Consider the following 22,304-nt stretch of genomic DNA (forward strand, 5'->3'; position numbering starts at 1 on the left):
GGACCGCTCAGGTCGCGCCGCCCTGTCCCGTCTCGCCGGGGGCGTGGACCGGCACGCCGGGGTAGAGCCGGGCGGCGGCGATCTTCGCGGTGATGCCCGAGTTCTCCAGCGCCTCGGCCAGCCGGCGGCGCAGCTCCCGGCCGACCGCGAACTGCCCGTCGGCCGTCGTCTTGACCACCGTGCGGATCACCGCGCCCTCGACCGTCATCTGCTCGACGCCGAGCACCTCGGGCGGCTCGACGATCTCCGGCGACAGTTCGGGATCCACCGCCAGGGAGGCCGCGGCGGTACGCAGCACCGCCGTCGCCTCCTCCGTGCCGGCGAAGCCGATGGGCAGGTCGACCACGACCAGGGCCCAGCCCTGGCTCTTGTTGCCCACCCGGACGATCTCGCCGTTGCGGATGTACCAGAGCACGCCCCGCCCGTCGCGGACGGTGGTGACCCGCAGCCCGACCGACTCGACCACGCCCGTCGCCTCGCCGAGGTCCACCGTGTCGCCGACGCCGTACTGGTCCTCGATCAGCATGAACAGGCCGGCGATCAGGTCCTTGACCAGGCTCTGCGCGCCGAAGCCCAGCGCCACGCCCGCGATGCCGGCGCTGGCCAGCAGCGGGGCCAGGTCGAAGCTGAACTCCTTGAGCACCATCAGCACCGCGATGCCGAAGATGAACGCCGTGCTGAGGCTGCGCAGCACGGAACCGATCGCCTCCGCCCGCTGGCGGCGCCGCTCCGGGACGAACTCACCCGGCTCGGCGGCGGCGGTGGGGATGCGCTCCCGCAGGGGGCGCAGCATGGTGGGCACGCCCGCGTCGCTGGTGGTACGCACGAGCCGGCGGATCGTCCGGTGCACCAGCCAGCGGGCGGCGACCGCCAGCAGCAGGATCATGACGATCCGCAGCGGCTTGAGCAGGATCCAGTAGCTGCCCTCGGCGAACCACACCGAGCCGGTCATGTCGTAGACGCTCTTGCAGAGCGCGTCGTCCAGGCAGGTCGGCGACGGGTCCGGCTGCGGCGCCTCGACGGCGGGCAGGGCGGGCGGCGGCAGGCTGGCAGCGGTCACCTTGTCTTCGTACCGCACCCGGCGGGCCGCCCTCCCGCCGACCCTCCGGGCCGTGACGCGGGCCCGCGGCGAGCCAGCACAACCAGGGCACGACCTGGCGCGGATCTTGGTCCGCCGCCGAAGGGGTCGCCTCGGATACCGAGCGGCGTGGTCACCCGGTTGCCGACTCGCGGTGACCGCTCACCCTGGCAGGGACGCCGTCGGGGCCGCCGTGGCCGTCATCAGGTGGCTGGGCGTGGCCGAGGTGGGACTGCCGAGCTGTTTGACCCACGTGCCGCCGGCGACCTGCCCGACGTCGCGCCAGACCCGGGAGAGTCGCGCGACGAGGTCCCCGCCCGACTACGCGACCTACTCCTTGCGGCCGCTGACGGCCAGGCTGACGCCGAGCCCGACCATCGTGAGACCCGCCGCGCCGCCAACCAGGTCCAAGCGCCGCGCCGAGCGGGCGAACCAGGACCGGACCGCACCCGCTGCCAGGCCCCATACGGAATCCATCGCCAGGGCGATCGCGGCGAACACCGCGCCCAGGACCACCATCTGAAGGCTGGCGTGCCCGGCGGACGGGTCGACGAACTGCGGCAGGATCGCCGCGAAGAACACCACCGTCTTCGGGTTCGTCACGCCGACGACGAAACCCTGCACCAGCGTGCGCCCGCCACCGATCGGGGCCGCCTGCGCCTCGAACGCCTCCCGCAGCGCCCGACGGTGCCGGAACGCCTGGACGCCGAGGTAGATCAGGTATGCGGCGCCGGCAAACTTGATCACGGTGTAGATCACGGCGGAGGTCTGGACGATGGCGCCCAGACCGATGGCGACGGCGATGGCGACGGTGAAGCTGCCAACCGCCCCACCGACGACGGTCGTCAGCGCGACCCGTCGGCCGTACGCCAAGGCGCGGCTGATCGCGAACAGCACGGCGGGGCCCGGGATGAGGATCAGTGCGAACGATGCTAACGCGAAGGCGGCCAGACGATCAGGCGATGGCATGCGGCCAGGCTAAACGATCAGGCACCTGCCCGGTAGGGCGCTCGATCCGGCACGACTGAGATCGAAGACGGGTCTGAACGTCGAGAGGTTCTGAGGGGTCAGGCCCTGCGCAGGGGCCAGAGCTGCCCGTTTCAGGGTGATGCCCGATCGGCTTCCGACATTAGTACGTGCAATCCGGGGTCCGATCAGGGACGATGGGCGCACGGACGTCGGTGATCCGGCCGGCGTCGGCCGTGGTGGGTCGCTGTGCCCGTTCCGGTCGGCGGTGGCGAGTAGGAGCCGCTGAACCGGAAGGGTGACCACGATGCCTGACATACGACCCACGGTGGGCTCCGGTGCGCTGGTCCTCAACGCCACCTACGAGCCGCTGTGTGTCGTGTCCGTGCGTCGTGCCGCGATCCTCGTGCTCTCCGCCAAGGCGGTCTGCGTCGCCGACGGCGACGGCGTCCTGCACAGCGCCCGCAACGCGCTGCCGGTGCCGTCGGTCGTCCGGCTCACCCGCTTCGTGCGGGTGCCCTACCGCACCCACGTCGGCCTCTCGCGCCGGGCGATATTCGCCCGGGACGGCTGGCGCTGCGCCTACTGTCGGGGCCCCGCGGAGACCATCGACCACGTCTTCCCCCGCAGCCGCGGCGGCCGGCACGCCTGGGAGAACGTGGTCGCCGCGTGCGCCCGCTGCAACCACACCAAGGGCGACAAGACGCCGGCCGAGCTGGGCTGGCGGCTGCACGCGCTGCCGGCCGCGCCGAAGGGCGCCGCCTGGCGGGTGCTCGGCCACCGGGCGCCCGACCCGCGCTGGGCCGACTGGCTCGACCTGCGCGAGCCCGAGGCCGCCTGACCGCCCCACCCGCCCGCGCGGGCGCGGGTCACGCGGTGCGGGCCCGGACGAGGGACGCGAAGACCACCACGTTGTCGGCGTAGCCGGTCTCCCCGCCCACCCAGCGCCCGCCGCAGGTGATCAGGCGCAGCCGGGGACGGCTGAAGTCGCCGAACACCTCGTCGACGGGCAGCCGCTCCTTGGCGAAGCGCTCGACCGAGTCCACCTCGAAGACCGCCACCGAGCGGTCGGAGCGGGTGACCTCGATGCGGTCGCCCTCGCGCAGGTCCCGCAGCCGGTGGAAGACGGCCGGCCCGGTCGTGGTGTCGACGTGCCCGACGATGACGGCGGGGCCGTACTGGCCGGGGGTCGGGCCCTGGTCGTACCAGCCGGCCTCCTGGGCGCGGGCGGCGTCCGGCACCGCGATGCTGCCGTCCGGGGCGATCCCGACGCCGTGCACGCGGGCCCGGAGGTCGATCGGGTCGATGGCGATGTCGACGGGGCGGCTGGCGGGCAGCACCGGGAACTTCTTCGGCGGTGGCCGCAGCCCCGCGATGAACCGGTCCGGCAGCACGCTCACCCCGGCGACCCGCTCCACCGCGAACATCGCGATGATCAGCACCATCAGCATGCCGATCACGAGGACCGGGAACCCGGGACCCCGACCGGGTCCCGCCCGGCGGCGGCCGGCCGGCACCCAGCGGTGCCGGGGCCGGGCGGGCAGCGGCCCGGTCGCCGGGTCCGTGGTGGCGACGCTGGCCGACACCGCCTCCCCGGCCACCCGGCGCAGCCGGCGGGCGGCGGCGAGCGTCGCCCGGCGGGACGCCCGCAGCGCCCGCCGGGTGCTCGCCCGGACCCGGCCCGGTGCGGACCGCCTGGTACGCCTGTGAGAGCGGGCCATGGCGACGGCGGGTCAGGAACCGGTCCCGGTCCGACGACGGTTGCCGAAGAATCCGAAGCCGACGGCCAGGGCCACCGCGGCGAGACCGCCCACCAGCAGCATCGAGCCGGTGCCCGTGCCGCCGGCGGTGCCGCCGCCACCGGTCGCGGGTCCCTTGCTCGGCTGCTCCATGTTCAGCACCGTGAGCGTCGTCGTCGCGGTGTTGCCGTTGTCGCAGCGCAGGTCCACCGGGTAGTCCCCGGGCTCCTTGCTGCCCGGGATGGTGACCTGCCCGGTCAGGAAGCCGTTGTCGGGCCGGAGCACCACCCGCCCGAACGCGTCCGAGTGCACGGTGGCCTGGCGGTTGTTGGTGTTGTCGCAACTGGCCCGGATGCTGACCCGGGTGCCGGCCTGCGCGCTGTTGGGCACCACCTCGACGAAGGTGTTCTCCCCGGCCCGCGCGGGCGCGACGGTCATCAGGACGAACACCCCGACCAGAGCCAATACGGACAGGACGCTGGTCAGGGCACGTGTGAACGCTGTGAGCACCGGCATGATCCCCCCTTCCGGTGACGATCACCGGAATCCTCCCCGGGCAACAGCGCCTGCTTTCCCGCTGGCCGGTGGGCAAACCCGGATCGGGGTCAGCGGGGGCGGGGGGAGGCGGAGGGCAGCGGGGTGACGGGGTGCCAGTCCAGCGGGGTGGACAGGACCATCGTGCTCGACGGCTGGCCGTACGGGGCGAGGCGGTCGATGACGGCCTCGAACTCCCCGATCGACCCGGCCGCCACCTTCAGCATGCTGCACGCGTCGCCCGTGATGCGGTGGATCTCCAGGATCTCCGGCCACCCGGCCACGTCGGGGTCGTGCAGGATGCAGCGCGAGCCGTAGCAGGACATCCGGATCAGCGCGACCACCGTGCGGCCGGCCCGGGTCAGGTCGACGTGGGCGTGGTAGCCGGTGATGATCCCGGCCTCCTCCAGCCGGCGCACCCGCTCGGCCACGGCCGGCGGCGACAGGTGCACCCGCCGGGACAGCTCGCTGAAGGAGAGGCGCGCGTCGGCCTGCAGTTCGCGCAGCAGCGCCCAGTCCATGTCGTCCATGAGGCGACCTTACTTTCTCGAAGCCGAAACGCGCTCGCGCCTTTCGCGGCGCAGGTCAGATGGCCTAAGCGCCGTTGATCCGGCATTCCATCCGCCCGTTCCGCCGCGAGATCATGTCGGTCACCCGGCTCGGCCGACGGCCGCGCACCCGATGAGAGCAGAGGAGGAGCGGTGGAGCAGACGGACCTGCGGGCGCCCACCCGGGCGGCGGTACGCCCGGTCACCCCACGGCAGCGCGCGGCCCGCGCGGCCCGCAACGGCGGCGAGCCGACCCTGGAGTTCGCCGAGCGGGTGCCGTACGACGCGTACGTGCAGGCCAGCACCCTGCACCGGTTGCAGCGGCCGCTGAGCGACGACCCGGGCGAGATGTCCTTCCTGATGGTCAGCCAGATCATGGAGCTGTACTTCGGGCTGACCTGCCACGAGCTGCGCGAGACCCAGCGGCTGCTGCGCGCCGACCGGGTGTGGGACGCGCTGGCCCCGCTGCGTCGCGCCGCGCTGCACCTGGAGGCGCTCAACGCCGCCTGGAAGGGGCTGCGCTGGATGACCCCGGCCGACTTCAACCGGTTCCGCAACCTGCTGGGCGAGGGCTCCGGCTTCCAGTCGGCGATGTACCGGCACCTGGAGTTCCTGCTCGGCCTCCGCGACTCCGCGCTGATCCGGCCGTTCCGCCGGCAGGCCGACGTGCACGCCGAGCTGTGCGCCACCCTGGCGGCGCCGAGCGTCTGGGACGACGTGCTCGCCCTGCTCGCCCGGCACGGCCACGACCTGCCGGCCGAGCTGCTCGACCGGGACGTCGCCGTCGAGCACGAGCCGCACGCCGCGGTCGAGGCGGCCTGGGTGCGGATCTACGCCGCCCCGGGGCCCGACAACCACCTGCGGATGCTGGGCGAGGCGCTCACCGAGGTCGCCGAGCAGTTCGGCGACTGGCGGCAGCACCACGTCAAGGCCGTGCAGCGCACAATGGGCGCGAAGGTCGGCAGCGGCGGCTCCGCCGGACTGGCGTGGTTGCAGCGCAGCATGGCCCGGGTGGTCTTCCCCGAGCTGTGGTCGGCCCGGACCGCGATGTGACCGGAGAGCGAGACACCCCGATGAGCACCCCCGCAACCGGGTCGTGGCGGTCGGCCGCCGGCGAGGCCGAGGCCCGCCGCCGCGACGACGCAGACCCCGGGCACCGCCACCTGTTCCACGTGCCGCCGGCCGACGGCGGGCGCTACCCGGAGGCCGCCTACCTGGCCGGCAACTCCCTCGGCCTGCAACCGCGCGCCACCCGCGGCGAACTCCTCGCCGACCTGGACGAGTGGAGCCGGCTGGGCGTCGAGGGCCACCTGGAGGCGGAACGCCCCTGGCTGCCGTACCACGAGCTGCTGACGGCGCCCGCCGCGCGACTGGTCGGCGCGGCCCCGGCCGAGGTCGTGGTGATGAACTCCCTGACGGTCAACCTGCACCTGCTGATGGTCAGCTTCTACCGGCCGGCCGGGGAGCGCACCCGCATCGTCATCGAGGACAGCGCCTTCCCCTCGGACAGCTACGCCGTGCGCAGCCAGGCCCGCTTCCACGGCCTCGACCCGGACGCCACCGTCGTGCGGCTGCGCCCCCGCGACGGCGAGGACACCCTGCGCACCGAGGACGTGACCGACTACCTGGCCGCCGAGGGCGCCCGGGTGGCGCTGGTGCTGCTGGGCGGCGTCAACTACCTCACCGGCGAGCTGATGGACATCCCGACGATCACCGCCGCCGGCCGGGCGGCCGGCGCCGTGGTCGGCTGGGACCTGGCGCACGCCGCCGGCAACGTGCCGCTCGCGCTGCACGACTGGGACGTGGACTTCGCCGCCTGGTGCTCCTACAAGTACCTCAACTCCGGGCCGGGCGCGCTGGCCGGGGTGTTCGTGCACGAGCGGCACCTCGGCGACCCGGGCCTGCCCCGCTTCGAGGGCTGGTGGAGCACCGACGCGGCGACCCGGTTCGAGATGACCCCGGTCTCCCGGCCGCCGGCCACGGTGGAGGCCTGGCAGGTCTCCAACCCGCCGATCTTCGCGATGGGCCCGGTGCGGACGTCGCTGGAGCTGTTCGACTCGGTCGGCATGCCGGCGCTGCGCGAGCGCAGCCTCCGGCTCACCGGCTACCTGGCGGGGCTGCTCGACGAGGTGACCGCCGACCGCCCGCTGACCGTGGTCACCCCGCGCGACCCCGAGCGGCGGGGCTGCCAGCTCTCGGTGCGCATCGGCACGGGCAGCGCCGCCGGGCTGGCCAAGCGGCTGCGCCACGAGCACGGCGTGATCGCCGATGCCCGGGAGCCGGACGTCGTACGGTTCGCGCCGGTGCCGCTCTACTCCACGTTCCACGACTGCTGGCGGGTCGCCGACGCGCTGGCCGCCACGGTGGAGGTGACCCGATGACGGGCGAGCGCGACGAGATCGCGGTCGTCGGCGCCGGCCTGGCCGGCTGCCTGCTGGCCTGCTTCCTGGCCCGCCGCGGCTACCCGGTGGCGCTCTACGAGCGGCGGCCCGACCCGCGTACCGGCACCGTCGAGCGGGGACGCTCGATCAACCTGGCGCTCTCCGAGCGGGGCCTGGACGCGCTGCGCCGCATCGGCCTCGACCGGCAGGTGCTGGCGGACGCGCTGCCGATGCGCGGCCGGATGATCCACCCGGTCGCCGGCGAGCCGCAGTTCCAGTCGTACAGCGCCTCCGGCGACCGGGCGATCAACTCGATCAGCCGGGGCGCGCTGAACAACGCCCTGCTGGACGCGGCGACCGCCCTGCCCGGGGTGCGGGTCGCGTTCGACCACCGGCTCGTCGGGCTCGACCCGGCCACCGGCGACATGACCTTCGAGACGCCGACGGGCAAGGTCGCGGCCACCGCGTCGGTCGTCCTCGGCGCCGACGGCGCCGGCTCGGCGGTGCGCGGGCAGCTGCTGGCGTACGGGCTGCTGACCGAGAGCCTGGACTTCCTCGACTACGGCTACAAGGAGCTGACGATCCCGCCGCTGGGCGGGGACTTCGCCCTCGACCCGGACGCGCTGCACATCTGGCCGCGCGGCACCTCGATGATGATCGCGCTGCCGAACCCGGACCGCTCGTTCACCTGCACGCTCTTCTGGCCCACCCACGGCACCGCCAGCTTCGCGTCGCTGGGCAGCCCGGCGGCGATCGAGCGGCACTTCGCCGAGCACTACCCGGACCTGCCGCCGCTCGCCCCGAACCTGGTCGACGACTACCAGCACAACCCGGTGGGCGTGCTCGGCACCGTCCGCTGCACGCCGTGGCAGGCCAACGGGCGGGTCGGCCTGCTCGGCGACGCCGCGCACGCCATCGTCCCGTTCTACGGCCAGGGTGCGAACTGCGCGTTCGAGGACGTGGTCGAGCTGGACCGCTGCCTGGCGGAGTGCGCCGACGACTGGTCGGCGGCGCTGCCGCTGTTCCAGCAGCGCCGGCAGGCCAACGCCGAGGCGATCGCGCGGATGGCGCTGGCCAACTTCGTGGAGATGCGGGACAAGGTGGCCTCCCCGCTGTTCCAGGCCGGCCGGAAGGTCGAACACGCCCTGGAACGGGCGCTGCCGGGCCGGTACGTTTCCCGGTACGAGCTGGTGTCCTTCTCGACCACCCCGTACGCCGACGTGGTCCGGCGCGTCCGCAGGCAGCACCGGCTGCTCGCGGCGGTGGCCGGCGGCGCGGCGGCCCTGCTGGCCGGGGCGGTCGGCGTGGCGATCAACCGAGGGAGGCGTCGATGACCGTCACCTGGGATCCCCGGCTGATGGCCGGGCGGGCGCCCGACGGCCCGGGCCTGCTGCGCAACTTCGTCGGCGGCGAGTTCGTCGAGGGCGGGCGGCGGTTCACCAAGCGCAGCCCGGTCACCGGCGAGCCGGTGTTCGAGGTCGCGGAGGCCGACCGGGCGTGCGTGGACGACGCGGTCGCCGCCGCGCGGGCCGCGCTGCGCGGGCCGTGGGGCCGGATGGGGGAGCGCGAGCGGGCCGAGGTGCTGCGCCGGGTCGCCGACGAGCTGGAGCGCCGCTTCGACGACCTGGTCACCGCCGAGGTCGCCGACACCGGCAAGGCCATCTCGCAGGCGCGGACGCTGGACATCCCGCGCGGCGCGGCGAACTTCCGCGCCTTCGCGGAGATCGTGGCGACCGCGCCGACGGAGTCCTTCACCACCGTCACCCCGACCGGCGGCCGGGCGCTGAACTACGCGGTCCGCAAGCCGGTCGGCGTGGTCGCGGTGATCGTGCCCTGGAACCTGCCGCTGCTGCTGCTCACCTGGAAGGTCGCCCCGGCCCTGGCCTGCGGCAACGCGGTGGTGGTGAAGCCCAGCGAGGAGACCCCCGCCTCGGCGACCCTGCTCGCCGAGGTGATGGCCGCCGCCGGCGTGCCCGACGGCGTGTTCAACCTGGTGCACGGCTTCGGGCCCGACTCGGCCGGGGAGTTCCTCACCCGCCACCCGGGGGTCGACGCGATCACCTTCACCGGCGAGTCGGCCACCGGCGGCGCCATCATGCGGGCCGCCGCCGACGGCGTGAAGGCCGTCTCCTTCGAGCTGGGCGGCAAGAACGCCGGGATCGTCTTCGCCGACGCCGACCTCGACGCGGCGGTGGCCGGCTCGGTGCGGTCCAGCTTCACCAACGGCGGGCAGGTCTGCCTCTGCACCGAACGCGTCTACGTGCAGCGCCCGGTGTTCGAGGAGTTCACGGCCCGGCTGGCGAAGCGGGCCGGGGAGCTGCCGTTCGGCTGGCCGGCCGACGAGGCCACCGTCAACATGCCACTGATCTCGCACCAGCACCGGGCCAAGGTGCTCGGCCACTACGAGCTGGCCCGCACCGAGGGCGCCGAGGTGCTCGCCGGGGGCGGCACGCCGGCCTTCGGCGACGCCCGCGACGGCGGCGCGTACGTGCAGCCGACGGTGCTGACCGGGCTGGGCCCGGACGCCCGCACCAACCGCGAGGAGATCTTCGGCCCGGTGGTGCACGTCGCCCCGTTCGACGACGAGGACGAGGCGTACGCGCTGGCCAACGGCACCGAGTACGGCCTGGCGGCGACGGTGTGGACCCGCGACGTCGGGCGGGCGCACCGGGCCGGGGCCCGGCTCGACGCCGGCATCGTCTGGGTCAACACCTGGTTCCTGCGCGACCTGCGCACCCCGTTCGGCGGGGTGAAGGCGTCGGGGATCGGGCGCGAGGGCGGCGTGCACTCCCTCGACTTCTATTCCGAACTCACCAACGTCTGCGTGGACCTGACATGAGCGAGCGGATCGACAGGCGCGGCGCGGGGCGGCCCCGTGGCGGCCGCGCGCGCGGCGAGGAGCCGACATGAGCGTCGACTACGAGGCAGCGGCCAGGGAGCTGGTCGACGCGCGGGAGAGCGGCAAGCCCTGCCCGCCGCTGCGCGGGCGGCTGCTGCCCGAGGGGGACGTCACCTCGGCGTACGTCGTCCAGCAGCTCCAGGTGCGGCAGTGGCTCCAGCGGGGCCACCGCCGGGTCGGCGCCAAGATCGGCCTGACGTCGCGGGCGGTGCAGGAGAGCTTCGGCGTCTTCCAGCCCGACTTCGGGGTGCTGACCGACGAGATGGCGGTGCCCGACGGCGCCGAGGTGGCCGTCGGCCGGCTGCTCCAGCCCCGGGTGGAGGCGGAGGTCGCGTTCGTGCTCGGCGCGGACCTGCCCGACGAGCGGATCACCACCGCCGACCTCGTCCGCGCGGTCGACCACGTGCTGCCGGCGATCGAGATCGTCGACTCGCGGATCGCCGGCTGGGACATCTCCATCGTGGACACCGTCGCCGACAACGCCTCCAGCGGCCTCTTCGTGCTCGGCACCACGCCGCGCCGGCTCGCCGACGTGGACCTGCGGCTGTGCGGGATGGTCCTCGAACGGGCCGGGGAGCCGGTGTCGGTCGGCGCGGGCGCGGCCTGCCTGGGCAACCCGCTGCACGCGCTGGAGTGGCTGGCGCGCACGACGGCCCGCTCCGACGACCCGCTGCGCGCGGGCGACGTGGTGCTCTCCGGGGCGCTCGGCCCGATGGTGCCGGTGACCCCGGGCGCGGCGTACGAGGCGCGGATCTCCGGCCTCGGCTCGGTCCGGACGTGTTTCTCACAGGAGGCGTCATGAGTGTCGGGGTGGCGGTGATCGGGTCGGGCAACATCGGCACCGATCTGATGATCAAGGTGCTCCGGCTGAGCGGCGATCCTGATGGGTCGCGACTGCGGGACTCCGCTTCGCTGCGTTCCTCGCGCTCCCCGGGGAGCCTCCGGATGGTGGCGATGGCCGGCATCGACCCGGCCTCCGACGGCCTGGCCCGGGCCCGGCGCCTCGGCGTCGCGACCACCGCCGAGGGCGTCGACGGGCTGGTCGCGATGCCCGAGTTCGCCGACGTGGAGCTGGTCTTCGACGCCACCTCGGCCGGGGCGCACCGGCACAACGACGCCGTGCTGCGCGCGCACGGGCGCACCGTGGTCGACCTGACCCCCGCCGCGATCGGCCCGTACGTGGTGCCGCCGGTCAACCTCGACGAGCACCTGGGCGAGCGCAACGTCAACATGGTGACCTGCGGCGGCCAGGCCACGGTGCCGATCGTCGCCGCCGTCGGCCGGGTGACCCCGGTGGCGTACGGGGAGATCGTCGCCTCGATCGCCTCGAAGTCGGCCGGCCCGGGCACCCGGGCAAACATCGACGAGTTCACCGAGACCACCGCCCGGGCGATCGAGGTGGTCGGCGGCGCCGAGCGCGGCAAGGCGATCATCGTGCTGAACCCGGCCGACCCGCCGCTGCTGATGCGGGACACGGTCTACTGCCTCTGCCCCGACGCCGACGCCGACCGGGCCGCGATCGCCGACTCGGTGGCGCGGATGGTGGCGACCGTCCAGGAGTACGTCCCCGGCTACCGGCTCAAGCAGGACGTGCAGTTCGACCGGGTCGACACGTACGTGCCGTCGCTGGGGCGGCACCTGACCGGGTTGCAGGTCTCGGTCTTCCTGGAGGTCTCCGGCGCCGGGCACTACCTGCCGGCGTACGCGGGCAACCTGGACATCATGACCTCGGCCGCCCTGCGCACCGCCGAGCGGCTGGTCGCCCTCCGCGCGGCCGCCACCGGCCGGGACGCCGTGGAGGTGACCGCATGACCGACCTGTACATCCAGGACGTGACGCTGCGCGACGGCATGCACGCCATCGCCCACCGCTACACCGTCGAGCAGGTGCGCGCCATCGCCGCCGCGCTGGACGCCGCCGGGGTGGCCGCGGTCGAGGTGGCGCACGGCGACGGGCTCGCCGGCTCCAGCGTCAACTACGGCCACGGCGCGGCCAGCGACGCCGAGTGGATCTCGGCGGCGGCCGAGGTGATGACGAACGCGAAGCTGACCACCCTGCTGCTGCCCGGCATCGGCACCATCGCCGACCTGCGGGCGGCGAAGGCGCTCGGGGTGACCAGCGTGCGGATCGCCACGCACTGCACCGAGGCCGACATCTCCGCCCAGCACATCTCCTGGGCCCGGGAGAACGGCATGGACGTCTCCGGCTTCCTGATGATGTCGCACATGAACGACCCGGCCGGGCTGGCCGCGCAGGCCAAGCTCATGGAGTCGTACGGCGCGCACTGCGTCTACGTCACCGACTCCGGCGGCCGGCTGCTGATGTCCGACGTGGCGGAGCGCGTCGACGCGTACCGGCAGGTGCTGGAGCCGCAGACGCAGATCGGCATCCACGCGCACCACAACCTGTCGCTGGGGGTGGCCAACAGCGTCGTCGCCGTCGAGCACGGCCGGATCCTCGGCGACGGGCCGGTCGGCTCGCCGCACGGCCGGACGGTGCGGGTGGACGCCTCGCTGGCCGGCCAGGGCGCCGGGGCCGGCAACGCGCCGCTGGAGGTCTTCGTCGCGGTCGCCGAGCTGCACGGCTGGAAGCACGGCTGCGACGTCTTCGCGCTGATGGACGCCGCCGACGACGTCGTCCGGCCGTTGCAGGACCGGCCCGTGCAGGTCGACCGGGAGACGCTCTCGCTCGGCTACGCCGGGGTCTACTCCAGCTTCCTGCGGCACGCCGAGCGGGCCTCGGCGAAGTACGGCGTGGACGTCCGGTCGATCCTGGTGGAGCTGGGCCGGCGCCGGATGGTCGGCGGGCAGGAGGACATGATCGTCGACGTGGCACTGGACCTGGCGGGAAAGGAGACCCGGTGAGCGCGAGGAGTGAGCCGGGTCTGCGAGCCCCGCAGTCGCGAACGGAAGGTGGCGCAGCGTGATCGGGCCGGACACCGCGGGGATCGCCGAGCGGCTGGACGCGGCGGCCGGCACCGCCACCGCCATCCCGCAACTGGCCGCCGAGACCGGCCTGGACGTCGACGCCGCGTACGCGGTGCAGACCGCGCTGGTGCAGCGCCGGATCGACCGGGGCGAGCGGCTGGTCGGGCTCAAGATGGGGCTGACCAGCCGGGCGAAGATGGCCCAGGTCGGCGTGGACGAGGTGATCTGGGGCCGGCTCACCGACACCATGCGGGTGCCCGACGGGGGCGCCGTCGACGTCGGCGACTACATCCACCCCCGGGTCGAGCCGGAGGTGGCGTTCCTGCTGGACCGGCTCCCCGAGCCCGGCGAGCCGGTCGGCGACTTCACCGACGCGGTCCGGGCCGTCGCCCCGGCCCTCGAACTGATCGACTCCCGGTACGCGAACTTCACCTTCTCGCTGCCCGACGTGATCGCCGACAACACGTCGGCCGCCGCGTTCGTGGTCGGCCCGTGGTGCCCGGTGCCGGACGGGCTGGACAACCTCGGCGTGCTGCTGGAGGTCGACGGCCGGGTGGCGCAGGTCGGCTCGACCGCCGCCATCCTCGGCGACCCGCGCCGGGCGCTCGACGAGGGCATCCGGCTGGCCGGCCGGCACGGGGTGCGGCTGCGCGAGGGCTGGGTCTTCCTGGCGGGGGCCGCGACGGCAGCCGTGCCGCTGCGTCCGGGCGCCCACGTCCGGGCCGTGGTCGAGAAGCTCGGCACCGCCTCGCTTCGGGCGTCGTCGTGAGCGGGGCCCAGGCGCGCGTCGTGGCGGGCAAGGCCGTGCCGCGCGGGGCGTTTCCGCACGTCAAGGTGGCCGGTGGGTTCGTGTTCGTCTCCGGTACGTCGTCGCGGCGGCCGGACAACAGCTTCGCCGGCGTCGAGGTGGACGAGTTCGGCACCACCAACCTGGACATCCGGGTGCAGACCCGGGCCGTGATCGGGAACATCCGGGACCTGCTGCGGTCGGTCGGCGCGGACCTCGCCGACCTCGTGCAGGTCACCACCTATCTGGTCAACATGAACGACTTCGGCGGCTACAACGAGGTGTGGGCCGAGTTCTTCGACGCCACCGGGCCGACCCGCACCACCGTCGCCGTGCACCAGCTGCCGCACCCGCACCTGCTCATCGAGATTCAGGCCGTGGCCCTGCTCCCCTCAGGAGGTCAGTCGTGAGTGAGATCGCCGAGCCGTTCAGCTTTCCGGGGTGGATCGCGGAGAACCAGCACCTGCTGAAGCCGCCGGTCGGCAACAAGGAGATGTTCCCGGGCGGGGACGACTTCATCGTGATGGTCGTGGGCGGGCCCAACCAGCGCACCGACTTCCACGTCGACCCGTACGAGGAGTTCTTCTACCAGGTCAAGGGCAACATGCACATCAACCTGATGCTCCCGGAGGGGCCGCGTACGGTGCACGTGCGCGAGGGTCAGATGTGGATGCTGCCGCGCGACACCCCGCACTCGCCGCAGCGCCCCGAGGCCGGCTCGATCGGCGTGGTCGTGGAGCGGGTCCGCGAGGAGGGCACGCTGGAGAAGTTCCAGTGGTACTGCCCCGGGTGCGGGCACAAGGTGCACGAGGTCGAGCTGCAGGTCCGCGACATCGCCGCCGACCTGCCCCCGGTCTTCCAGGCGTTCTACGCCGACGAGGCCGCCCGCACCTGCGCGAACTGCGGCGCGCTGCACCCGGGCAAGGGCTGATGCCCGCCGGGTCCGCGCCGGCGCGGCTTCCGGTGGTCGACGTGCACACGCACGTCGTACCGAAGGGATGGCCGGACCTCGCCGCGGCGTGCGGCGGGTCCGGCTGGCCCTGGCTGCGGGTCGACTCCGAGCGCGCGGCCATGATCATGGTGGGGGAGACGGAGTTCCGCCCCGTCGGGGCGGAATGCTGGGACGCGCCGACCCGCCTGGCGGACATGGCCGCCGACGGGGTGGACGTGCAGGTGGTCTCGCCGACCCCGGTCTTCTTCTCCTACGATCGCCCCGCCGACCAGGCGGTGAAGGTGGCGCGGATCTTCAACGACCTGACCCTGGAGGTCACCGCCGCCGGCGGCGACCGGCTGGTGCCGTTCTGCCAGGTGCCGTTGCAGGACCCGGACGCGGCCTGCGCGGAGCTGGACCGCTGCCTCGCCGCCGGGCACGCCGGGGTGGAGATCGGCAACCACGTCGGCGACCGCGACCTGGACGACGCCGGCATCGTGCAGTTCCTGACGCACTGCGCCGAGGTGGGCGCGCCGGTCTTCGTGCACCCCTGGGACATGCCGGGCGGCCCCCGGCTCGACCGGTGGATGGCCCGCTGGCTCACCGGGATGCCCGCCGAGACGCACCTGTCGGTGCTGGCGCTGATCCTCGGCGGCGTCTTCGACCGGGTGCCCGACACGCTGCGGATCTGCTTCGCCCACGGCGGCGGCAGCTTCCCGTTCTGGCTGGGCCGCGCCGACAACGCCTGGCACCGCCGGGGCGACCTGGTACGCGGCGCCTCCACCGCCCCGCCCAGCTCCTACGTCGACCGGTTCCACGTCGACTCGGTGGTCTTCTCCGCGCCGGCGCTGCGGCTGCTCGTCGACACGATGGGGGTCGACCGGGTGCTGCTCGGCAGCGACTACCCGTACCCGCTGGGGGAACGGCCGGTCGGCCGGGTGGTGCGCGAGGCGGACTTCCTCACCGCCGAGCAGCGCGGCATGCTGCTCGGCGGCAACGCCCTCCGCTTCCTCGGCACCCGCCCGTGACCCGCCCCGCCGGGCCGCGCCGCCGGGCGGGGGCGGCGCTCGGCCCCGAGTGCGACGACACCGGGGCCGGCCGGCCGTGTCGCGCGGCGCGGCGGCGGCCCGGGCGGGCAGGATGAGGGGATGGCCGAACCGCACGACCTGACCGCGCTGGAGCAGGCCGCCGCGATCGCCCGCGGCGAGCTGTCCAGCGTCGAGCTGGTCGAGCACCACCTGACCCGGGTCGACGCGCTCGGCGACACGGTCGGCGCGTTCGTCACGGTCACCGGCGAGCGGGCCCGCGCGGCGGCCCGCGCCGCCGACGCCGCCCCCGCCGACGGGCGCGGCCCGCTGCACGGCGTGCCGACCGCGATCAAGGACCTCACCCTCACCGCCGGGGTGCCCACCACCTTCGGCTCGGCGGCGTTCGCCGACTTCGTGCCGCCGGTCGACGCCGACGTGGTCCGTTTCATGGCGGCGGCCGGGCTGGTCAACCTCGGCAAGACCACCACCTCCGAGCTGGGCTGCTCGCTCTACTCGGAGGGGCTGGTCGCGCCGCCGGCCCGCAACCCGTGGGACCTGGCGTACACGGCCGGCGGCTCCAGCGGCGGGGCGGCGGCCGCCGTCGCGGCCGGGCTGGTGCCGGTCGCCCAGGGCTCCGACGGCGGTGGCTCGCTGCGCATCCCCGCGTCGCTGTGCGGCCTGGTCGGCTACAAGCCCAGCCGGGGACTCGTCTCCGGCGGCCCGGTCGGCTTCGGCGGCTACGGCCTGCCGACCAACGGCCCGATCGGGCGGACCGTCGCCGACGTGGCGGCGCTGCTCGACGTGCTGGCCCGACCCGTGCCCGGCGAGCCCTACCTGGCGCCCGCCCCACCCGCCGGCGGCTGGCTGGCGGCGGCCCGGACGGCCGAGCCCGGCCGGCTGCGCGTGGGCCGGTTCACCGCCCCGATGCTCGCCGACGAGCCGGTCCACCCCGACTGCGTCGCCGCCGTCGACCGGGCCGCCGCGCTGCTCACCGCCGCCGGCCACGAGGTGGTCGAGGTCCCCGCGCCGCTCGGGCCCGCCGTGTGGCCGCTGTTCGAGATCGTCTGGTACGTGCTGGCGCTCGCGCCGGTGCCGCCGGAGCGGGAGGGCCGCCTGCTGCCGCTGACCCGGCACCTGCGGGCCCGGGGCGCCGAGATCTCCGCGGGCACCCTCACCGCCACGCTCGGCGAGCTCCAGGCGCAGGTACGCGTCGGCCTGCGCCGCACCGCCGGGTGCGACCTGCTGCTCTGTCCCACGCTCGCCGCCCCGCAGGCGCCGGTCGGCTGGTTCGCCGAGGGCGGCGACCCGGCGGCGGACTTCGACCGGCAACGCCGGTTCTCGCCGTACTGCGCGGTCTTCAACGTCACCGGCGACCCGTCCGTTTCGCTGCCGGTGGGCGTCACCGCCGAGGGGCTGCCCGTGGGGGTGCTGCTGACCGGCCGGTACGGCGAGGACGCGAGGCTGATCGCCACCGCTGCGCAACTGGAGAAGTCCAGTGGCGGGTGGGATCGCCACCCCGCAATCTGGCGGGCCGTGGGCTCCGCTAACGTGAATGGCAGCGGAGTCGGGCGGTCGACGCCATGATCGTCCACCCGACCCGGTCGATCGAGGTCTCTTCTTCCGCCTGGGGGCGTTGGGATTGTCTGTAACTGAGACGTTGCTGGTCTTCGTCGGCATCCCGGCGGCCGCGGTGCTGGTGATCGCCGGTCTGGCGTACGCCGGCAGCCGTGGCGGCGGCGGTGGCGGCGCCAAGCGCTACCGGCCGGGCCGGCCCTTCGACTTCACTCCGGTCTGGTTCCTGGGCCGCCCGGAGCAGCTGGCCGACTCGGCCGGCACCGCGCTGGCGGCGGGCGCGCAGGCGCCGGCGCTGACCAGCCACAAGCTTGAGCGGGCCGGCATCGAGCCGCCGGCCGGTGGAACCGGAGGCGCAAGTGACCGTTGGTGAGAAGCAGGCCGGCGCGGGCAACCCGCCCGAGGTGCTGGACGGGCCGTTCTCGACCCGCCAGCTGCTGCGCATCGACGAGGCACTGCGCCTGGCCGACCAGGGCACCGGGCTGGTCTTCTCGGTGTTCGTCGGCGGCCTCGACGAGCCGATCCGCGAGCACGCCGAGCGGCTGCACCGCCAGCTCGCCGAGCCCGACCGGTCGGTGCTGATCGCGGTGTCGCCCAACCAGCGGCAGCTGGAGATCGTCACCGGTCGGCACGCCCGCAAGCGCATCCCCGACACGTACGCCCGCCTCGCCGCCCTCTCCATGGTGGCGGCCTTCGGCGGCGGCGACCTGGCCGGCGGCATCATCAACGGCCTCGACCAGCTCGCCAGCCACGCCGGCCGGGGCTGACCCCTACCTCCACGACGACGACACCCGGTCCGCCTCGGCGGGCCGGGTGTCCGTCTTTTCGTGGCCCGCGCCGTCCGGCCGGCGCCGGGCCGGCGCTGCCCGGACGGCGGCGCGTGGCCGGCGCTGCCCGGACGCGGCGCGGGGCCGGCTACGGGCCTCCGCCCGCGCCGGCCCCGGCCGCATGCTCGTGGTCAGGCGCTCCGGGCGTCCTTCGCGCGGGCGGCGAGGGCGCGGACGACGCCGTCGCGGCCCTCGGCGACCAACCGGCGCAGCGGGCCCGGGTTGCCGTCGCCGGCCAGCCACGCGTCGGTGGCGGCCACGGTCTCGTCGTCCACGAGGAAGGCCGGGTAGGCCAGCTGCGCGAACTCCTGGGCCGGCTCGCTGTCCCGGCTGGCCCACACCTGACCCACCGCGGCGAAGTACTTCTCCCGGTACGGCGCGACCAGCTCGACCTGCGTCGGGTGGACGAAGCCCTGCAGCAGCGCCCGGTGCCGCCAGTTCGGCAGCGCCTCCGGGCCGGTCAGCTGCGCCCAGACCGCGGCCTTGTTCTCTGCCGTCGGCACCAGCGCGTGCGCGTAGGCGGCCTCCCGCTCGCCGCTGGCCGTCCGGTCCGTCGCCAGCTCCGCCTCGATCTCGTCGGGGCCGGCCGCGCCGTTGGCGACCAGCGCCTGCAGCACCGTCCAGCGCAGCTCGGTGTCGATGGTCAGGCCGGCGGGGACGCCGGTGCCGGCCAGCCAGCCGCGCAGGGCGGCCAGGTCCTCGGCGGAGCGGGCCGCCGAGGCGTACCCCCGCGCCCAGGCGAGCTGGAAGCCGCTGCCCGGTTCCGCGGCGGCCAGCGCCGTGCGGGCGGTGCGGGCCAGCTCCGCCCAGCCGGTCGGCGCCCAGGCCGGGTCGGCGTAGTAGGTGAGCGTGGTGGTGGCCTGCCGCAGCGTCGCCGTGACCAGGTTGATGTCGGTCTCGGCGGGCAGCCCGGCCAGCACCAGGGCCACGTAGTCGCGGCCGGCCAGCTCGGCGTCCCGGGTCATGTCCCAGGCGGCCGTCCAGCAGAGCGCGCGGGCCAGCGACGACTCGAGCCCGGCGATGTGCTGCACCACGGTGGCCATCGACCGCACGTCGAGCCGCAGCTTGGTGTAGGTGAGGTCGTCGTCGTTGAGCAGCAGCACGTCGGCGGCGCGGACGCCGCGCAGCTCGGTCAGCTCCGTCCGGTCGCCGGCGACGTCCACCTCGATGCGCTCGCGGCGGACCAGCCGGCCGTCGGTGAGGTCGTAGAGGCCCACCCCGATGCGGTGCGTGCGCAGCGTCGGGTGCGCCGCCGGCGCCTCCTGGCGCACCACGACGCTCTCGTAGGCGCCGTCGGCGCCGATCTCCACCACCGGCCGCAGCGTGTTGACCTGCGCGGTCTCCAGCCACTGCGCGGCGAACTTGCGCAGCTCCCGGCCGGAGGCGGCCTCCAGCTCGGAGAGCAGGTCGTCGAAGGTGGCGTTGCCCCACGCGTGCTTGCCGAAGTAGGCCCGCAGCCCGGCCAGGAACGGCTCCTCGCCCACGTACGCGACCAGCTGCTTGAGCACGCTGGCGCCCTTGGCGTAGGTGATGCCGTCGAAGTTGACCTCGACCGCCTCCAGGTCCGGCATCTCGCAGTAGACCGGGTGGGTGGAGGAGAGCTGGTCCTGCCGGTAGCCCCAGTTCTTGCGGATGGACAGGAAGGTCGTCCACGCCTCGGAGAAGCGGGTGGCGTGGGTGTTGCACCAGTGGCTGGCCCACTCGGCGAACGACTCGTTCAGCCACAGGTCGTTCCACCAGCGCATGGTCACCAGGTCGCCGAACCACATGTGGGCCAGCTCGTGCAGGATCGTGTTGGCCCGCTGCTCGTACTCGAAGTCGGTGACCTGGGAGCGGAAGATGTAGTGCGCCTCGGCGTGGGTGACGCAGCCGAAGTTCTCCATCGCGCCGGCGTTGAAGTCGGGCACCCAGAGCTGGTCGTACTTGGGCAGCGGGTAGCGCACGCCGAACTGCTCGTGGAAGAAGTCGAAGCCCTGCTTGGTGATCAGGAACAGGTCGTCGGAGTCCATGTGCTGCGCCATCGAGGCCCGGCAGTACGCGCCCAGGTCGATGCCGTCGTGGCTGTCCCGCACCTCGTGGTAAGGACCGGCGCAGAGGGCGGTGATGTAGGTGCTCATCCGCACCGAGGTGGCGAAGTGCACCGTCTTGAGGCCCTCGCCGGCCGCCTCCTCGCGCTCCACCGGCATGTTCGAGACCACCTTCCAGTGGTCCGGGACGGTGGCGTGCCAGGTGTAGACGCTCTTCAGGTCGGGCTGGTCGAAGCAGGCGAAGACGCGCTGGGCGTCGGCCGTCTCGAACTGGCTGTAGAGGTAGGTCTCGCCGTCGACCGGGTCGACGGTGCGGTGCAGGCCCTGCCCGCTGTTCGAGTACGCGAAGTCCGCGTCGACCACCAGCGTGTTCTCGCTGCCCAGCCCGGTCAGCGTGAGGCCCTTCTCGGCCGACCAGCCGCTGAGGTCGACCGGCGCGCCGTTGAGCGTCGCGGAGCGCACCGAGTCGGCGGCGACCTCGACGAACGTGCTCGCCCCCGGCTCCGTGCACCGGAACCGCACCTCCGTGGTCGACCGGAAGGTGCGACCCTCAGCCGCCTGCACGGCGGTCGAGAGGTCCAGACTGATGTCGTACCCGGTCACGTCGAGCAGGCGGGCCCGCTCGGTGGCCTCGACCTGCGTCAGGTTGCGCACTCCCGGCACTGTTCGTCTCCATCCGTCTCGCCGTCCGCCTCGTTGGCGCCGTCACCGACCGCTCGTGACGGCCGGATTCGAGTCTTCCATGCACGAACACCCCGCGGTGGGCGAGGTCACGCTCTCATTCCGGTGCCGGTCGATGCCCGCCGGGGTGAAGATCGCAGGATGGCGCCAAAGGCCGGCGCCCTGGTCCTGAAGGGAACCGTCGTGAGCGAGCGTGTCGCCGTAGACATGTGGTTCGACCCCATCTGCCCGTGGGCGTGGATCACCTCCCGCTGGCTGCTGGAGGTCGAGCGGGTCCGGGAGCTGGACGTCCGCTTCCACGTGATGAGCCTGTCGGTGCTCAACGAGGGCAGGGAGCTGCCCGAGCAGTACCAGGAGCTGATGCGCACGGGCTGGGGCCCGGTGCGGGTCTGCGTCGCGGTGGAGCAGCGGTACGGCCGGGACGCCGTCCGGAAGCTCTACACCGCGCTGGGCACCCGGATCCACCTCGGGCAGGAGAAGCTCTCGCGGGAGCTGTTCGCCGCCGCGCTGACCGACGCCGGGCTCGACCCGGCGCTGGCGGACGCCGCCGAGAGCACCGATCACGACGAGGCGCTGCGGGCCAGCCACGAGGCCGGCATGCGGCCGGTCGGCACCGACGTCGGCACCCCGGTGATCCACGCGCCCGGCCCGGACGGCGGCACGGTGGCGTTCTTCGGCCCGGTGGTCACCCCGGCCCCGAAGGGCGAGGCGGCCGGTCGGCTGTGGGACGGCGTCCTGCTGGTCGCCGGCACCCCGGGCTTCTACGAGCTGAAGCGCTCCCGGGAGCTGGACCCCGTCTTCGACTGATCCCTCTTGCCCCGCGGGGCTGCGCGGCGCGACGAGGAGGTCCGGGTCAGGTTCCCGTTTCGGGGACTGCCGGCCCGGACCTCCTGTCGACCGCCGGACCCCGGGGCCGCACGGCTGCTGGGCCCTGTCGCCGGCCGCCGCGATGTGCCGCGCGGTCCGCCCGGCCGGGCGGGGCGTCACCGGGGCGGCGGCGCGATCGTTGGCCCCGGTGTCCGCCGCAGCGACCCGCAGGGCCGCACCCCGCAGCTCGTGGAGGCAATCCCGATGGCCAAGCACCGTGCGTCCGGTGACGATCCGCTGACCGGGGAGGAGGTGACCGAGGGCCCGCAGGCGGCGTACTGGTCGGTCGACGACTCCCGCTGGCCGGCCGTGCGCCCCGACCTTCCCGCGCACATGGTGGACCTGCTCGCCCCGCCGATCGTGGTCGGTGTCGCCCGGGTGCCGGCCACCTCCCGGCTCACCCCGCCGTCCGAGCACCGGCTCACCCCGCCGTCCGAGCACCGGCTCACCCCGCCGTCCGAGCACCGGCTGGCCCCGCCGTCCGAGCACCGGCTCACCCCGCCGTCCGAGCA

22 protein-coding genes and 1 pseudogene are annotated in these 22,304 nt (G+C 74.1%); 17 read left to right on the plus strand and 6 right to left on the minus strand.

What is annotated here, in order from left to right; translation table 11 throughout:
* Nucleotides 1-7: 7 nt before the first annotated feature.
* Nucleotides 8-1,060, minus strand: coding sequence for a mechanosensitive ion channel family protein (locus tag ACWENR_RS03940; protein ID WP_452275550.1), 1,053 nt, complete (start codon nucleotides 1,058-1,060; stop codon nucleotides 8-10).
* A 348-nt stretch (nucleotides 1,061-1,408) separates the two neighbouring features.
* Complete coding sequence (locus tag ACWENR_RS03945; RefSeq protein ID WP_452275551.1) at nucleotides 1,409-2,047, minus strand: LysE family translocator; 639 nt, start codon at nucleotides 2,045-2,047, stop codon at nucleotides 1,409-1,411.
* Between the two features lie 304 nt (nucleotides 2,048-2,351).
* Between ACWENR_RS03945 and ACWENR_RS03950 the strand changes: the two genes are divergently transcribed.
* Nucleotides 2,352-2,885, plus strand: coding sequence for an HNH endonuclease (locus ACWENR_RS03950; RefSeq protein WP_091108032.1), 534 nt, complete (start codon nucleotides 2,352-2,354; stop codon nucleotides 2,883-2,885).
* Between the two features lie 28 nt (nucleotides 2,886-2,913).
* On the opposite strand, the gene ACWENR_RS03955 is transcribed toward ACWENR_RS03950, so the two are convergent.
* From ACWENR_RS03955 to ACWENR_RS03965, 3 genes are all read right to left on the minus strand, one after another.
* Nucleotides 2,914-3,765 (minus strand): class F sortase, encoded by an 852-nt coding sequence (locus ACWENR_RS03955; protein ID WP_452275552.1) that lies wholly within the window; start codon nucleotides 3,763-3,765, stop codon nucleotides 2,914-2,916.
* A 12-nt stretch (nucleotides 3,766-3,777) separates the two neighbouring features.
* Nucleotides 3,778-4,299: a hypothetical protein gene (locus ACWENR_RS03960; protein WP_452275553.1), complete on the minus strand. Its 522-nt coding sequence runs from the start codon at nucleotides 4,297-4,299 to the stop codon at nucleotides 3,778-3,780.
* Nucleotides 4,300-4,388: 89 nt separating this feature from the next.
* Entirely contained in the window at nucleotides 4,389-4,847 is a 459-nt protein-coding gene (locus tag ACWENR_RS03965) for an Lrp/AsnC family transcriptional regulator (protein ID WP_452275554.1), read from the minus strand.
* Between the two features lie 171 nt (nucleotides 4,848-5,018).
* On the opposite strand from ACWENR_RS03965, the gene ACWENR_RS03970 reads away from it, so the two are divergent.
* The 14 genes from ACWENR_RS03970 (at nucleotide 5,019) to ACWENR_RS04035 (ending at nucleotide 18,157) form a co-directional block, all read left to right on the plus strand.
* The gene (locus ACWENR_RS03970; protein ID WP_452275555.1) at nucleotides 5,019-5,918 is read left to right on the plus strand and encodes a tryptophan 2,3-dioxygenase; all 900 of its coding nucleotides are present in this window, start codon (nucleotides 5,019-5,021) and stop codon (nucleotides 5,916-5,918) included.
* A 20-nt stretch (nucleotides 5,919-5,938) separates the two neighbouring features.
* Entirely contained in the window at nucleotides 5,939-7,246 is a 1,308-nt protein-coding gene (kynU, locus tag ACWENR_RS03975) for a kynureninase (protein WP_452275556.1), read from the plus strand.
* Nucleotides 7,243-8,580 carry an FAD-dependent oxidoreductase gene (locus ACWENR_RS03980; protein WP_452275557.1) on the plus strand — a complete coding sequence of 446 codons (1,338 nt, stop codon included), beginning with the start codon at nucleotides 7,243-7,245 and terminating at the stop codon, nucleotides 8,578-8,580. The genes kynU and ACWENR_RS03980 overlap by 4 nt, the downstream gene beginning before the upstream one ends.
* Nucleotides 8,581-8,603: 23 nt before the next feature.
* Nucleotides 8,604-10,085: a 2-hydroxymuconic semialdehyde dehydrogenase gene (locus ACWENR_RS03985; RefSeq protein ID WP_452275589.1), complete on the plus strand. Its 1,482-nt coding sequence runs from the start codon at nucleotides 8,604-8,606 to the stop codon at nucleotides 10,083-10,085.
* A gap of 67 nt (nucleotides 10,086-10,152) precedes the next feature.
* Nucleotides 10,153-10,947, plus strand: coding sequence for a 2-keto-4-pentenoate hydratase (locus ACWENR_RS03990; RefSeq protein ID WP_452275558.1), 795 nt, complete (start codon nucleotides 10,153-10,155; stop codon nucleotides 10,945-10,947).
* Nucleotides 10,944-11,957, plus strand: a complete 1,014-nt coding sequence (locus tag ACWENR_RS03995; RefSeq protein WP_452275559.1) for an acetaldehyde dehydrogenase (acetylating) — start codon at nucleotides 10,944-10,946, stop codon at nucleotides 11,955-11,957. Before ACWENR_RS03990 ends, ACWENR_RS03995 begins: the two co-directional genes overlap by 4 nt.
* Nucleotides 11,954-13,009, plus strand: coding sequence for a 4-hydroxy-2-oxovalerate aldolase (gene dmpG / locus ACWENR_RS04000; protein ID WP_452275560.1), 1,056 nt, complete (start codon nucleotides 11,954-11,956; stop codon nucleotides 13,007-13,009). The genes ACWENR_RS03995 and dmpG overlap by 4 nt, the downstream gene beginning before the upstream one ends.
* 58 nt (nucleotides 13,010-13,067) lie before the next feature.
* Nucleotides 13,068-13,841: a 2-keto-4-pentenoate hydratase gene (locus ACWENR_RS04005; protein WP_452275561.1), complete on the plus strand. Its 774-nt coding sequence runs from the start codon at nucleotides 13,068-13,070 to the stop codon at nucleotides 13,839-13,841.
* Entirely contained in the window at nucleotides 13,838-14,269 is a 432-nt protein-coding gene (locus ACWENR_RS04010) for a RidA family protein (RefSeq protein ID WP_452275562.1), read from the plus strand. The genes ACWENR_RS04005 and ACWENR_RS04010 overlap by 4 nt, the downstream gene beginning before the upstream one ends.
* The gene (locus ACWENR_RS04015) at nucleotides 14,266-14,790 is read left to right on the plus strand and encodes a 3-hydroxyanthranilate 3,4-dioxygenase (protein ID WP_452275563.1); all 525 of its coding nucleotides are present in this window, start codon (nucleotides 14,266-14,268) and stop codon (nucleotides 14,788-14,790) included. The genes ACWENR_RS04010 and ACWENR_RS04015 overlap by 4 nt, the downstream gene beginning before the upstream one ends.
* Entirely contained in the window at nucleotides 14,790-15,818 is a 1,029-nt protein-coding gene (locus tag ACWENR_RS04020) for an amidohydrolase family protein (RefSeq protein WP_452275564.1), read from the plus strand. Before ACWENR_RS04015 ends, ACWENR_RS04020 begins: the two co-directional genes overlap by 1 nt.
* A gap of 120 nt (nucleotides 15,819-15,938) precedes the next feature.
* Nucleotides 15,939-17,402, plus strand: a complete 1,464-nt coding sequence (locus ACWENR_RS04025) for an amidase (protein WP_452275565.1) — start codon at nucleotides 15,939-15,941, stop codon at nucleotides 17,400-17,402.
* Nucleotides 17,403-17,457: 55 nt separating this feature from the next.
* A complete protein-coding gene (ctaJ, locus tag ACWENR_RS04030; protein ID WP_452275566.1) occupies nucleotides 17,458-17,763 on the plus strand; it encodes an aa3-type cytochrome oxidase subunit CtaJ in 306 nt (101 codons plus the stop codon).
* Nucleotides 17,750-18,157: a DUF5130 family protein gene (locus ACWENR_RS04035; protein WP_452275567.1), complete on the plus strand. Its 408-nt coding sequence runs from the start codon at nucleotides 17,750-17,752 to the stop codon at nucleotides 18,155-18,157. The genes ctaJ and ACWENR_RS04035 overlap by 14 nt, the downstream gene beginning before the upstream one ends.
* A 191-nt stretch (nucleotides 18,158-18,348) precedes the next feature.
* On the opposite strand, the gene pepN is transcribed toward ACWENR_RS04035, so the two are convergent.
* The gene (gene pepN / locus ACWENR_RS04040) at nucleotides 18,349-20,898 is read right to left on the minus strand and encodes an aminopeptidase N (protein WP_452275568.1); all 2,550 of its coding nucleotides are present in this window, start codon (nucleotides 20,896-20,898) and stop codon (nucleotides 18,349-18,351) included.
* A 210-nt stretch (nucleotides 20,899-21,108) separates the two neighbouring features.
* On the opposite strand from pepN, the gene ACWENR_RS04045 reads away from it, so the two are divergent.
* Complete coding sequence (locus ACWENR_RS04045) at nucleotides 21,109-21,732, plus strand: mycothiol-dependent nitroreductase Rv2466c family protein (RefSeq protein WP_452275569.1); 624 nt, start codon at nucleotides 21,109-21,111, stop codon at nucleotides 21,730-21,732.
* Nucleotides 21,733-21,996: 264 nt separating this feature from the next.
* A pseudogene (locus ACWENR_RS04050) lies at nucleotides 21,997-22,304 on the plus strand (hypothetical protein); the annotation flags it as partial.

This window comes from Micromonospora sp. NPDC004336 (assembly GCF_053602615.1).